Source organism: Enterobacter sp. UPMP2052, from assembly GCF_053709675.1.
The window spans coordinates 379,405-392,961 of record NZ_JBSKJR010000001.1 but is presented as its reverse complement, the minus strand read 5'-3'; the positions used below and the strand labels follow the sequence as shown (position 1 = coordinate 392,961).

The 13,557-nt window shown below is 56.6% G+C and carries 12 protein-coding genes; 7 read left to right on the top strand and 5 right to left on the bottom strand.

Annotation, left to right across the window (positions count from 1 at the left end; all coding sequences use genetic code 11):
- Positions 1–54: 54 nt before the first annotated feature.
- The 3 genes from ACWKX3_RS01785 to ACWKX3_RS01775 all read left to right on the top strand — a co-directional run bounded on the left by ACWKX3_RS01785 (position 55) and on the right by ACWKX3_RS01775 (position 3,667).
- Complete coding sequence (locus ACWKX3_RS01785; RefSeq protein ID WP_058609806.1) at positions 55–492, top strand: hypothetical protein; 438 nt, start codon at positions 55–57, stop codon at positions 490–492.
- 313 nt (positions 493–805) lie between these two features.
- Complete coding sequence (locus ACWKX3_RS01780) at positions 806–2,182, top strand: diaminobutyrate--2-oxoglutarate transaminase (protein WP_006176373.1); 1,377 nt, start codon at positions 806–808, stop codon at positions 2,180–2,182.
- Between the two features lie 18 nt (positions 2,183–2,200).
- On the top strand, positions 2,201–3,667 hold the full coding sequence (locus ACWKX3_RS01775; RefSeq protein ID WP_058609807.1) for a pyridoxal phosphate-dependent decarboxylase family protein: 1,467 nt from the start codon (positions 2,201–2,203) through the stop codon (positions 3,665–3,667).
- A 36-nt stretch (positions 3,668–3,703) separates the two neighbouring features.
- Here the strand turns inward: ACWKX3_RS01775 and ACWKX3_RS01770 are convergent, their stop codons facing one another.
- Both ACWKX3_RS01770 and ACWKX3_RS01765 read right to left on the bottom strand, forming a co-directional pair.
- Positions 3,704–4,219: a protein disulfide oxidoreductase gene (locus tag ACWKX3_RS01770; RefSeq protein ID WP_088208112.1), complete on the bottom strand. Its 516-nt coding sequence runs from the start codon at positions 4,217–4,219 to the stop codon at positions 3,704–3,706.
- Between the two features lie 76 nt (positions 4,220–4,295).
- Positions 4,296–5,216, bottom strand: a complete 921-nt coding sequence (locus ACWKX3_RS01765) for a LysR family transcriptional regulator (protein WP_167519796.1) — start codon at positions 5,214–5,216, stop codon at positions 4,296–4,298.
- Positions 5,217–5,339: 123 nt separating this feature from the next.
- On the opposite strand from ACWKX3_RS01765, the gene ACWKX3_RS01760 reads away from it, so the two are divergent.
- Complete coding sequence (locus ACWKX3_RS01760) at positions 5,340–7,118, top strand: adenine deaminase (protein WP_236347936.1); 1,779 nt, start codon at positions 5,340–5,342, stop codon at positions 7,116–7,118.
- Between the two features lie 20 nt (positions 7,119–7,138).
- A complete protein-coding gene (locus ACWKX3_RS01755; protein WP_088208110.1) occupies positions 7,139–8,482 on the top strand; it encodes an NCS2 family permease in 1,344 nt (447 codons plus the stop codon).
- Here the strand turns inward: ACWKX3_RS01755 and ACWKX3_RS01750 are convergent.
- The 3 genes from ACWKX3_RS01750 to ACWKX3_RS01740 are packed head-to-tail and all read right to left on the bottom strand — an operon-like array spanning position 8,479 to position 12,262.
- On the bottom strand, positions 8,479–10,677 hold the full coding sequence (locus ACWKX3_RS01750; protein WP_454541166.1) for a polysaccharide biosynthesis tyrosine autokinase: 2,199 nt from the start codon (positions 10,675–10,677) through the stop codon (positions 8,479–8,481). The two genes, ACWKX3_RS01755 and ACWKX3_RS01750, sit on opposite strands and share 4 nt — an antisense overlap.
- Positions 10,677–11,126, bottom strand: a complete 450-nt coding sequence (locus tag ACWKX3_RS01745; RefSeq protein ID WP_006176381.1) for an arsenate reductase/protein-tyrosine-phosphatase family protein — start codon at positions 11,124–11,126, stop codon at positions 10,677–10,679. Before ACWKX3_RS01745 ends, ACWKX3_RS01750 begins: the two co-directional genes overlap by 1 nt.
- Entirely contained in the window at positions 11,126–12,262 is a 1,137-nt protein-coding gene (locus ACWKX3_RS01740) for a polysaccharide export protein (protein ID WP_153681811.1), read from the bottom strand. The genes ACWKX3_RS01745 and ACWKX3_RS01740 overlap by 1 nt, the downstream gene beginning before the upstream one ends.
- A 467-nt stretch (positions 12,263–12,729) precedes the next feature.
- Between ACWKX3_RS01740 and ACWKX3_RS01735 the strand changes: the two genes are divergently transcribed.
- Positions 12,730–13,062, top strand: coding sequence for an RcnB family protein (locus tag ACWKX3_RS01735; RefSeq protein ID WP_006176384.1), 333 nt, complete (start codon positions 12,730–12,732; stop codon positions 13,060–13,062).
- Entirely contained in the window at positions 13,013–13,492 is a 480-nt protein-coding gene (locus ACWKX3_RS01730) for a GNAT family N-acetyltransferase (RefSeq protein ID WP_058609898.1), read from the top strand. Before ACWKX3_RS01735 ends, ACWKX3_RS01730 begins: the two co-directional genes overlap by 50 nt.
- Positions 13,493–13,557 lie beyond the last annotated feature (65 nt).

The window sequence follows — 13,557 nt, the reverse complement described above, 5'->3', positions numbered from 1 at the left end:
GCCCGGGCGACAGAGACGCATCCTGAACATACGAAACATCCTTGAGGCAGGAATATGAAAACGAAATTAGCCCTTATCGCATTGCTGTTCTCCGTCGCCACCGCGCCGGCTTACGCCATCAACGCGCACTATCGCGCTCAGTTAGAACGCTCGGGATGTACTGAAATAAGCGCCAGCGATGGCTCGTGCGATATTAACAAAAGCAAAGCGGAAAACGCGGCGCAGCCCGAGAAGGCAGCACAAATCCACGACCCGATGCGGGAAGCCTCTTTCTCGGCAAACGGGCTTAACGCCACCATTTCAAACGGCTTTTTTAGCGCGACGGTCAATGGCAAAAAGGCGACCGTTAAGCGTCTGAATGCCCATTTCTATGAAATCCACGGCGCGGGGTACGTTATATCGATTGTGCTTGATGACAACGGTATTACGGATGCGTCCTGGAATAAAACGACCGGTCGCGAGCACGGTGTTTTACAGGTGACGCAACAATAAGCGGTTAAAGGAGGCGTAAAGCCTCCTTATCCCTTAAAAAAAGGCACGATTTGTAACACTCTTTGACGTACATTTGCAGTCCTCATTAAACACGTGAAACCCCTTGTTCTGCCTGAATAAAAACCACCGCCTCGTGGGTTAAATTTGGGATAAAACCCGCCCTGTTCGCCATGTAACAAAACGGTAAGCAAATTATCGATTGAGCCACGTGTCAAAAGGCTCTATATTGGCGGCGTTTTTTCAGGCCCCATCTATTTTTTAAAACTATTTATTCAATCGTGGCGCATAACGAAGCCGCGGTTGTAGGAGAGATATGATGACGGATAAAGTCCGTATTGACACCGCAGATGCCCCTAAAAGCAACGAAACCTATCTGGCCCGTCAGGCCGAGTTCGAATCTAACGTCCGCAGTTATCCGCGCAAGCTGCCTTTAGCGATCACTAAAGCAGAAGGCGTGTGGATCACCGATGCAGATAATAAAGAATACCTTGATTGTTTAGCTGGCGCGGGCACCCTTGCGCTTGGTCACAATCATCCTGATGTGCTGAAAAGCATCCAAAATGTCATTACCAGCGGCTTGCCGTTACATACCCTGGATCTGACTACGCCGTTGAAAGACGCGTTTTCAGAATACCTGCTCTCCCTGCTGCCAGGTCAGGGCAAAGAATACTGCCTGCAGTTTACCGGCCCGTCCGGTGCTGACGCCGTTGAAGCGGCGCTGAAGCTGGCGAAAAAAGTCACCGGCCGTAGCGGGATCATCAGCTTCTCGGGTGGTTACCACGGCATGACCCACGGCGCGCTGTCCGTGACCGGCAACCTGTCTCCGAAAGAAGCCGTGGACGGCATGATGCCGGAAGTGCAGTTCATGCCTTATCCGCATCAGTACCGCTGCCCGCTGGGTATCGGTGGTGAAGCGGGCGTGAAAGCGCTGACCTACTACTTCGACAACCTGATTAACGACGTTGAAAGCGGCGTGCGTAAACCTGCGGCGGTGATCCTTGAAGCCGTTCAGGGTGAAGGCGGCGTGAACCCGGCTCCGGCTGAGTGGCTGCAGCGCATCCGTAAAGTGACTCAGGAACACGGCATTCTGCTGATCCTCGACGAAGTGCAGGCAGGTTTTGCCCGTACCGGTAAATTCTTCGCCTTCGAGCACGCGGGCATTGAGCCAGACATCATCGTGATGTCCAAAGCGGTTGGCGGCGGTCTGCCACTGGCTGTGCTGGGTATCAAAAAGCAGTTCGATGCATGGGCACCAGGCCACCACACCGGCACCTTCCGCGGCAACCAGCTGGCGATGGCAACCGGTCTGACGACGCTGAAAATCCTGAAAGACCAGAACATTGCAGACAAAGTGGCTGCACAGGGCGAATGGCTGAAAGGCCAGCTGAAAGAGATGGCGAAACGCTATCCGGTGATCGGCCACGTTCGCGGTCTGGGCATGATGATCGGTATTGAGATCGTCAAGCCAGACGAAGCCGCTGACCACATGGGCTGCTTCCCTGGCGACGGCGAGCTGTCAGCGCTGATCCAGAAGAAGTGCTTCGAAGCGGGCCTGATTCTGGAGCGCGGTGGCCGTAACGGCGTCGTGCTGCGTCTGCTGCCGTCACTGCTGATCAGCGATGAAGAGCTGAAAGTGTTCCTGGATAAATTCGAGCAGGCGCTGCTTGCTGCGGGCGTTCGCCCGGCGTAACCGGAGTTGTTGATTACGATGTCTGATTCAAACCCAATTTTGTTCTCCTCTGCGCAGAGCATTGATGCTTACAAGCAGGCGATTGAACAAAGCACTCAGGCTGTGATGCAGTGGCTGAAACAGCCTGAGATGTATCAGGGCAAAACGGTCGCGGAGCTGCGCGACCGTATTCAGCTGGATTTCAACCCGAAAGGGCTGGGCAACGACGCGGCGATTGAACGCGCCGTGGAGTTCTTCCTGAAAGACAGTTTGTCCGTTCATCACCCGCAGTGCGTGGCGCACCTGCACTGCCCAAGCCTGGTGGTAAGCCAGGCGGCGGAAGTGCTGATCAACGCCACCAACCAGAGCATGGACTCCTGGGATCAAAGCCCGTCCGCAACCATTATTGAGATCAAGCTGATCGAATGGCTGCGTACCCGCGTGGGTTATCAGGCTGGCGACGCGGGTGTCTTCACCAGCGGCGGTACCCAGAGCAACCTGATGGGCCTGATGCTGGCGCGCGATGCGTTCTTCGCACGTCAGGGCCACTCTGTTCAGCAGGACGGTCTGGTCGGCGATCTGCGTAAAATTCGCGTGCTGTGCTCCGAAAACGCGCACTTCTCCGTGCAGAAAAACATGGCGCTGATGGGCCTCGGCTATCAGTCCGTACTCCAGGTGAAAACGGACGAATTCTCGCGTATGGATCTCAACGATCTGGCGGCGAAAATCGAGCAGTGCAATGCCAACGGCGAGCAGATCCTGGCGATTGTTGCGACGGCTGGTACCACCGATGCCGGTGCTATCGATCCGCTGCGTGCGATTGCGGAACTGGCGGCGAAGCAGAACATCTGGGTGCACGTTGATGCGGCCTGGGGCGGCGCGCTGCTGATGTCCGAGCAGTATCGTCACTACCTGGACGGTATTGAGCTGGTGGATTCCGTTACCCTGGACTTCCACAAGCAGTTCTTCCAGACCATCAGCTGCGGCGCGTTCCTGCTGAAAGAAGCGCGTCACTATGAGCTGATGCGCTATCAGGCGGCCTACCTGAACTCTGAGTTCGATGAAGAAGCAGGCGTGCCAAACCTGGTGTCCAAGTCTTTGCAGACAACCCGTCGTTTCGACGCGCTGAAGCTGTGGATGAGCCTGGAAGCGCTGGGTCAGGAGCAGTACGCGGCGATTATCGATCACGGTGTGACGCTGGCGCAGCAGGTTGCGGACTACGTGAAAGCGCAGTCTGCCCTGGAACTGGTGATGCAGCCACAGCTGGCAAGCGTGCTGTTCCGCTTCCGCCCAGAGACGCAGATGGACGACGCGGGCATCGCCCTGCTGAACCAGAAAATTGGCGACGCGCTGCTGGAGTCAGGCCGCGCGAACGTCGGCGTGACCGAGCATAACGGCATCACCTGCCTGAAGCTGACCCTGCTGAACCCAACCGTGACGCTGGAAGATGTGAAAGTCCTGCTGTCGCTGGTTGAGCGTACCGCTCAGGAAGTTCTGGCGAAGTAATCTCAGCCCCTCTCTCGTCAGGGAGAGGGGTTATTTTTATATTCCCGCCCACCAGAGTCTGACCTTCATTCCCCAGTAGCTTGTCCAGCCCGTTGTGGTACTCACCACTTTGCCTTTCGACACAATCACCAGCGTCGGCGTGACGCTCACCTGCCATTCCTGCGACAGCGCGCCGTTGGCATCGTTGATGACCGGCATGGCGAGCTGTTTCTTCTCTACCCAGCGGTGCAGTTTGGCATTATCACCGGAGCGGAGCGCAATGCTCACGACGTTACCGCCCTCTTCTGCCAGAGCGCTGACGGACGGGGTAGTGAACCTGCAGATGCTGCACCAGGTCGCCCAGACGTAAATCAGCAGCGGCCGGTCCTGGCTGAGCGCGGCAATATCGTACGTTTTGCCGTCGATGCTTTGCATGGGTGTCGCGCTGAAGCTGGCAGGCAACGTCGGTTTGCGGAACTGATCCACGCCCCACATCACGACCATAACCAGCAGGATTAAAACACACCCTTCCCGCACCCAGCGGCGCAGTTTACTCACTTTACGGTTATCCATTGTGCCCTCATCTATTGACGAGGGTTATCTTAGCGAGCATTGCCCCGCCTCGCTGTAAAGAAGTGTCGCATAGAGGTCAGGATGACCGCAGGGTGTCGACCATCAGGGTAAAGCAGGATTCGATAAACGGTGGGAGCGTCTGAGGTGCCCGCATCAGCGCCACCGTGCGGGCCAGCGCGGGCTGTTGCAGGTGCACCACGCAAAGCTGCGGGTCCTGCAGATGGGTGGTATACAGCTGCGGTAAAATCGCCACGGCCAGCCGGGAACGCACCAGACCATACAGGGTTTCGATGTAGTCGACCTGGTAGCGCGTCTGCAGGGACAGACGATGGCTTTCTGCCAGCGCCGCCACCAGCCGCTGAATATTGCCTTTCGAAAAGACGGCGATATCGCGCCCGGCCAGCTGCTTCCATGGTATGTGTGCCGACGCGGCCAGCGGGTCGTCGCGGTGGAACACCGCCACAAAAGGATCGTCCTGAAGCGGAAAGAGGTCCAGCCGGTCGGGCACCGTATTATCGATAGCACCCACGCCAAAATCGATCTGCCCTTTTAGCAACTGGGCGACCAGCTCATCGTTAGTTTGATCGTGAAACTCCACCCTCAGACGGGGAAAAGCCTGGGCGAGGATCTGCGGAAGGCGGGGAAACAGCAGCGAACTCACGGAGGGGATCAGCCCAATGCGCACGGTGCCGTCGCCCCCGGCCTGCACGATGTGCTGCATATCATCGAAGGCGAGTTGCGCCACGCTGAGCACCCGCTGGGCGTGCGGCAGAATGGCAGCGCCAAGCTCCGTCAGCGTGACCGCCGAGGCCGTGCGGTTCACCAGTTTGCCGCCCAGCACCGTCTCGATTTGCCGCAGCGCGCTGCTCAGCGCCGGCTGGCTGATTGCCAGTTTATTAGCGGTGTCGGTAAAATGACGCAGCTGCGCCAGCGTCACAAAATACTGTAGCTGTCGAAGCGAAAGCGCGGGCAAGCGCTGCCAGGGTTCCATCATCATTATCTTTGTCTACACGTCACAGAATAACCCGCCGTTATCGGGCGATAAATTTTATCAGCTGGGCAAACGTTTGCCGAGTGCATAGAGTAGCGCCATTGTTTTAAAGCTGGAACCGTTAATTGCATGACTTCCGAAACCCGACGCCGCGCCGTTCAGGCCGCGCGAGGCGAAACGCCCTTTGATCTGCTGCTCACCCACGCGCGCATTATTGATATGGCCACGGGCGAGATCCGCGAGGCGGATATTGGCATCGTTGGCGAACTGATCGCCAGCGTACATCCCCGGGGCAGCCGTACCGACGCGCATGAGATACAGGATCTGAACAACCAGTACGTATCGCCGGGGCTGATGGACACGCACGTCCACCTGGAAAGCTCGCATCTGCTGCCCGCCCGCTACGCCGAAATCGTGCTGGCGCAGGGGACCACGGCGGTATTTTGGGATCCGCATGAACTGGCGAACGTGCTGGGCATTGAGGGCGTCCGTTTTGCCATTGAGGCCAGCCGAAATTTACCCCTGCAGGTGATGGTGGCCGCGCCGTCGAGCGTGCCCTCCACGCCGGGCCTCGAGATGTCCGGAGCCGATTTTGCCGGACAGGAAATGCAAACGCTGCTGAGCTGGCCGGACGTGCGCGGCGTGGCGGAAGTGATGGATATGCATGGTGTGCTCAACGGCAGCCCGCGCATGCTGGAGATCATGCAGGCGGGGCTGGAGAGCGGTAAGCTCATTGAGGGCCATGCGCGCGGGCTTAGCGGTGCCGATCTACAGGCTTATCTGGCCGCGGGTGTCACCTCAGACCATGAGCTGACCTCCGCAGACGACGCGCTGGAGAAATTGCGCGCCGGGCTGACGCTGGAAATTCGTGGCTCCCATCCTTATCTGCTGCCCGATATTGTTAATGCCCTGAAAACGTTGCCGCATCTCTCCTCGCAGATCACGGTCTGTACCGACGATGTGCCGCCGGACATCCTGCTGGAGAAAGGCGGCATTATCGCGCTGCTGAACCTGCTCATCGGGCACGGTTTAGCGGCAACGGACGCACTGCGCTTCGCCACGCTGAACGCGGCTATTCGCCTGCAGCGCAACGACCTGGGGCTGATTGCCGCCGGGCGCCGTGCGGATCTGGTCGTCTTTGATTCGCTGCAAAAGCTCACGGCTCGCCAGGTCTACGTTGCTGGAAAAGAGATCGCCCGCAACGGGAAGATGCTGACTTCTCTGCCCGATACCCCCCTGACGCTCCCGCGCGATACGGTGCAGCTGCCCGCGCCAGGCGTCGATGATTTCCAGATGCGCATCGCAAACGCCCACCACGGCGTTGCCCGGTTGCGCCATATCAGCGGCGCGCGATTCACCCGCTGGGGAGAAACCGAGGTTCAGGTGCGCAACGGGCAGGTGCAGATCCCGAGTGGTTTCAGCCTGATTTGGGTTCAGCATCGCCACGCGCGGCACGCGGCAAAACCGCAGATGGCCCTGCTGGAAGGCTGGGGAGAACTGCGCGGCGCTATTGCCACCAGCTATTCTCACGACTCGCATAACCTGGTGGTCCTGGGACGCGATCCCGAAGAGATGGCCCTGGCCGCCCGCGCGCTTATCCAAAGCGGCGGCGGAATGGCGCTGGCCCAGCATGGCCAGGTGATTGCCCATGTCGCCATGCCTATTGCGGGGATGCTCTCTGAGCTGCCTGCTGATGAGCTGGCCCGCCAGTTCAAGGCGCTGCGCGATCGCAGCAGCCTGATTGCCGACTGGGAGCCGCCCTACCGCGTCTTTAAGGCGATAGAGGGAACCTGTCTCGCCTGTAACGCCGGGCCGCATCTGACCGATCTTGGACTGACGGATGGATCGACACGCGAAATTGTCGATCCGCTGATTTCTTACCGGGAAACCCCGGACATTACATCATAATTGCGAAGGAGAGCCGGATAATGGCCGACAACACCGTTAATTCGCCAGCACCAGGGAGCTGGCTTGAACGACGTTTTGCACTGCGGGCGCGGGGCAGTACCGTGCGCACCGAGTGTCTGGCGGGGATCACCGGTTTTCTGGCCGCTGCCTATCTGCTGGTGGTGATACCGGGGCTGCTGGCCGTGGGCGGTATGGACAAGGGAGCAGCCACAACGGGCACCATTCTGGTCTTCGTCGCGGGCACGTTGCTGATGGCTTTCTATGCCAATCTGCCGTTTATCGTCGGGCCAGGTATTGGTGGTTCCGTGCTGGTCGGCGTGACCCTGGCGGGAAGCGAAGGCATTGGCTGGCAAATTGGCCTGGGTATCGCCTGCTGGTCGGGGATCCTGTTTTTCCTGCTGACGCGTTTTGGCCTGCGTGAAGTGGTGACCCGCTCCGTTCCCCAGTCAATCAAGCTCGGGCTGACGGCCTCCATCGGACTGTTCGTCGCCGTGCTGGGGTTCCGCAACGCCGGGCTGGTGCTGGCGAACGCCAAAACCAACGCGCTGATGCTGGGGGATTTTCTCTCTCCCGCCGCGCTGGTCGCCCTGGCGGGCCTGTTTCTGGCTATCGCCCTTCAGGCGCGTCGTATACCGGGGGCGATCCTGTGGGCAATCCTGTTTGCCACGCTGATTGGCATCCCGGCTGGCGTAACAAAGTTGCCCGTGCGTTTTCTCGATCTCCCCCACTCGCTGACCCCGGTCTTGGGCCATATCGATATGCTGGGTGCGCTCAACATTGCCTTTCTGCCTTTCCTGTTCGTCTTCTTCGCATCGGAATTTTTCTCCACCATGGGGACCACGCTGGCAGTAGGCGGTGAAGCGGGCCTGCTGGACGAGGAAGGCAACATGCCCCACATCAACCGTCCGTTTATGGTGGATTCGATTGCCGCTGCGATTGGCCCGTGGGTTGGCATTCCTGCGGCGACCGCGCTGATTGAATCTTCAGCGGCTGCCGAAGCCGGGGGCAAAACCGGCATGACGGCACTGGCTGCCGCCGTGATGTTCCTGTTGATGCTGCTCTTTACCCCGGTAGCGCTGATGATCCCGAAAGAAGCCACCGCGCCAGCGTTGATTCTGATTGGCCTGAACATGTTTAGCGGGCTGAGAAAAGTGGATTTGGCGAATTTCACCGACGGCCTGCCGGTGCTGATGATGGTGATGATCACGCTGATTGCCAACAGCTTCGGCACGGGCATTGCGGGAGGATTGCTGTTTTACATCGTGATTAAAGCAATTGCCGGGAAATGGCGTGAAATCCCCGTTGGTCTGTGGATCCTCGCCATTCCCCTGGTGTACTACTTTGCGACGCTGGTGAAGCACTAACCTTTGCGCTGCTTACGCTTCGGGGTGTAGCCGTAGTCATACTGGCTATACCCCTCGCTGTAATACAGCGCAGCGGATTTAATAATATCGTTCAGGATAATACCGCTGACGCCCACGCCAGATTGCTGCAGGCGTTTTAAGCTGTTCTCGATCTCTTTCACGCTGGTTTTGGCATAACGGGACACCAGAAGTGTAATTCCCGCCGTTTGTGCAGCCAGGGAAGCGTCGGTAACGGCCAGCACCGGCGGCGTATCAATCACAACCAGATCGTAGCGCTCGTTGGCCCATGCCATCAGCGTCCTGAAGCGTTCATTCATCAGCAGCTCCGCCGGATGGGTCGGCGCAGGTCCGCTGGTCATCACGTCGATGCCCGCTTTCTCGAAACGCTGAATCGCCTGCACGCCGTCGCATTTTCCTTCAAGCACGCTCGACAGCCCGCAGTCGTTATTCAGGCCAAAGATTTTATGAACGTAGCCCTCACGCATATCCGCATCGATAAAAAGCACCTTTTGTCCCGACTGGGCAGCAATGGCCGACAGTGAGGTACTGACCAGGGTTTTCCCGCAGTCCTGAGTCGGGCCAGAGAACATCACAATGCGGTTTGCAGCATCCATCATTGTAAAGTACAGGCTGGTACGCAGGCCCCTCACCGCTTCGACGTAGCTGTCTGCGGGACGGTCGACAGGCAAAAACGGTACGTTCGAGGTGGTGTGCCGCCAGCGTGATGCAAACAAACTTTTGCTGCGCAGATGCGTTTTCTTCCAGAGCCAAACCGAGCGCGGAAGCGTGGCCAGAACCGGAACGCCCAGCGGCTCCAGCTGTTCCGAACTCATGATGCCGCGTTTTAGCGCCACGCTGGCGATGACGTAGCCCAGTGAAAGAGCCAGCCCCGCCACAAAACCGAGTACGATAATCAGCGCTTTTTTGGGTTTGATCGGCTCAGGCTGGGTTTCAGCCTGATCGATGATACGCACGTTACCAATCGCGCTGGAACGCGAGATATTCAGCTCCTGCTGGCGCGTCAGCAGCTGGAGGTAGATGGTGCGACCGGATTCAACGTCACGGCTCAGACGCAAGATCTCCTGCTGCGTGGTGGGCATGGTTGAGACGCGGTGGTTAAGCCGGCTGCGTTCATTCTCCAGAGTCTGCCGCTTTTCCCGCAGCGCGCGATAGGTCGGGTGATCTTTCTTAAACAGCTGCGAGATCTCCGCCTCGCGGAAGGTCAGTTCGTTAAGCTGATTTTCAACGTTGACCACCTGATCGAGAATCGACTTCGCTTCCAGCGTCAGGTCGACGGAATCCCGCTGTTTACGATAGGCATTAAGCCGTTCTTCGGCCTCATCCAGCTCGCTGCTGATTTTAGGCAACTGGCGCTCTAAAAACGCCAGACTGCGGGTGTCCTGGGCTTCCTGACGCGCAATATTCTGCTTCAGAAAATTGCTGGTGATGCCGTTGAGCACCTTCGTAATTTTCTGCGGATCTTTGCCGGTCAACGTTAACGCCAGCATGCCGCTCTGCTTGGCCATTTCTTTGACCGTAAAGCTTTTGCTTAACGCGTTGATCGCCTCAAGCTTCGTGAGCGTTTTCAGCGTGAACTCGGTCCCTACCTCTGCGTCAATCGACTGGACGTTGACATAGACCCCCGCTTTCGCAAGCGGCTTGCCAACAGCGCCTCGCGCGTGAAAATTGTCGCCATCCAGAGAATACTGGCCCTGCGCCTGTACGGTGAGCACCAGCGTCTGGGGTTTACCGTCTTGATGGGGGATCTGCAGCCAGCCGAGCTGAATATCGCCCGGCTTGCGTCCCTGAATGCGCTCCCATAAACGCCCGATCACCGGGTAAACGCGCTGATGAACCTGCTGGGTCAGCCCGAGATTTTCCACCGTTTCACCAAGGATCATGCGCGACTTGAGCAGCAATATTTCCGGCGTGGCATCAGGTAACAGACCAGAATCAAGCTGGCCTAAGTTTTTAAGCAGCCCGTTTTCCTGTTTTGATTCAATTTGTACCAGCGCATCCGCCTGGTAGACCGGTGTGGTAAAGAACGCCCACGCGCCCGCCAAAAGGGTGAACAGGAGCGTGATGCAGACGATCTTGACGCGATGATCGATCGCTTCGCCGAGCAGTCGAACGAAATCAACTTCACTGGCTTGAGGTGCGGCTGCACCATAGTTGTCTGTGCTGTAAGACGTCATTAATGCGTTATTCCTTTTTGACCCAAACGGCGAGCCCACTCCCGGCTGGCTTTTCCTAACTGCTCGAAAACATATTCAAACGCTGCATAGCTTTTACGGTACGGGTCAGGAATGCTCTGCGATTCCAGCCATTGCCCAAACAGCAGCGACTTCCCGCGAATTTCAGGCGCAATGGCGGAAATAAAGTGAAGATGTTCCGGCTCCATCACCAGAATCAGATCGGCTTTTTGCATCAGGCCTGGCGTTAGCTTGCGCGCTCTGTGGTCGTCGAGAGAGATCCCATGACGCAACGCCACATACTGCGCGCCTTCGTCCGCCGGCGATCCTTCCATCCCCCACACGCCAGCAGAGGAGATCTGCTTGCCGGGTAACTGCTGGCGCAACAGCCGCTCCCCAATGGGGGAACGACAAATGTTGCCGGTGCAAACCACTAATATTGAATTAAACATTATTGCGGCCACGATCTGATGTAACGCACCGTTTCGGTCAGGTCGTGAACGCCGCTGATCGTCGGAACAAGCTGGCTTATCACGCGGTTCCAGCGCGACAGCGGCGCGGTCGTGACGTAGACGATGTCATAGGGTTCAAGCTGGAATTCCGTGCCTAACACCATGGCAGACGCATCCTGTGCATTCAGCTGGTAGATGCTGGCAATTTTGTCCTGCTGGCCTTTCTTCGCAACGGATCGAATGACAAAGATCCCCGTGGCATCCGCCATATCCTGATTCAGGCCGCCTGCACTGCTCAGCGCTTCGGCAAGCGTCATGCCGCTGCGATCCATTTTGAGGGTGCTTTGCTTAACAACTTCGCCCATCACGAACACTTTCAGGGCGTCGTTGCGCGGAATAAATAGAATGTCGCCGGGATGAAGCAGTTTATTCTGCGTCAGGTCGCCTTTTTGCATCAGCGCGTAGAGCGAGAGGCGTGAGTCCTCGCCGTTGTGGGTGAGCACCACGTTTCGCCAGTCCGCATCGACAGACAACCCGCCCGCCGCATTGACCGCATCCATCACCGTCAAGGGAATGTTGGTGATGGGCTGCTGGCCGGATTTAGCCACTTCGCCGGTGACATACGCTTTTTGCGACCGGAACGCGGCCACGCTGACATCGACCTGCGGGCTTTCAATGACGCTATCCAGCTTGCGGGTAATCGCTTCGCGCACCTCTGCCACGGTTTTTCCCAGCACGTTGAGCTTGCCGACGTAAGGATAGAAAAGCGTACCGTCCGCATTCACCCAGTTACCGGTGTCGCTTGCGCTGCGGTACTGCCCCGCCGGGGTGGTGAGTTCAGGGTGGTCCCACACGGTGACGGTCAAAATGTCACCCGCTCCGATGCGGTATTCCCAGTTTTTGATCTGCTCATCCAGTTTAGGATTCGGCTGAGATTTCGATTCCGCAGGACGGAGTTTTTCGATAATTGAAGGTGTTAGAGGATAGACGTCTATGCGTTTATCTAAATTAGTTTCATCCGAAGATGCGACAATATTTTTTCCGGTCGTGCTGAGATTCTGCCCTGGAGAAAATACGCAACCCGTTAATTGAGATATTGTTAAGAAAATTACAGAGAATGTTGTTGTGCTTTTCATTTGTATAAATTTTTTATTCATGAACGCGACGGACGCGCATACGGCAACATACTGATGTCACCACTTTTTTATTAAAAACTGAATTAAATAAAACAGATAAAGCATGCGTCATCGAATGGTGAGCAGAATTAACATTGCTACCAAAAATCCGCGAGCAATGTTTAAACGGCTCTGCTTTTATTAGCTTAAAACTTCTTTTGATAAAATGCATGCCATATTTATTATAAAATTATATCTGGCATGCATTTTCAGAATTAATTAAAAAAAATATCACAGCAATGAATTAGTCTGAGGTTTTTATATTCGCGAAAAATATATCATTAACCTTTTGCCCTACACAAAACCGTCCATTTTTGTTACATTTTTTTTCGAACAACCTCTGCTGGGGTACTTAAAATAGGCTATCTGCCACACTGTCAACGCAACAGCAGGCTGTGAGTATCAGTAACGGTATAACTGGAGAAAAAATGGCTAAGCATAAATGGCTGCTTCTGGGTGTAATGATGTCTCTGGCGGGTGCAGCGTCCGCGGCCCCGCAAACAGCGTCTGCGCCTTCTGGCATCAAGGCCTATGAAGAGCAAGAGTTCATTGCCGATTTCACAAAGTTCAAAATTGGCGATACGGCACCTGCGATGTATCAAACGCCAGAATACACGATCAAGCAGTATCAGCTCCGTAACCTTCCGGCGCCGGATGCTGGCACACACTGGACTTACATGGGCGAGAATTACGTCCTGATTGGCGATGCCGATGGCAAGATCTACAAAGCGTACAACGGCGATATCTTCTATCACCGCTAATCCCGTTTTCGTCCGTCCGTGGCAGGAAAGCGATCGTCCTTTCCTGCGCACGCTGTTTCTTCATGCCCGGCGCGAGGCCTGGCCCTGGCTGAACAGTGAAGAATGGCAGCTGGAGGATTTTGACGCGGTCACCCGCGACGAGCAGATCTGGGTGGCGGTGCAAAACGGCCATCGCGTGGGGTTTGCCTCCGTCTTGCCTAACGATAACTTCCTGCACAACCTGTTCGTCGGCCCGGAGCATCAGGGACTTGGGGTTGGCAGCGTATTGCTGGAGCAGGTGCAAAAGACCTTCACCAGCACTGGCGCACTGAAGTGTCTGGTCAAGAATGAACGGGCGGTTGCGTTTTACCAGCGTCACGGCTGGCACATCGAGGCGACGGGAGATTCGCCGGAAGGCGAGTATTATTTGATGCACTATCGGCCTGGTTAAGTCAGGTGGCGCTTCGCGTACCTGACTTACAAAACCGTATTTCACAGGCCGGGGAAGGCGAAGCC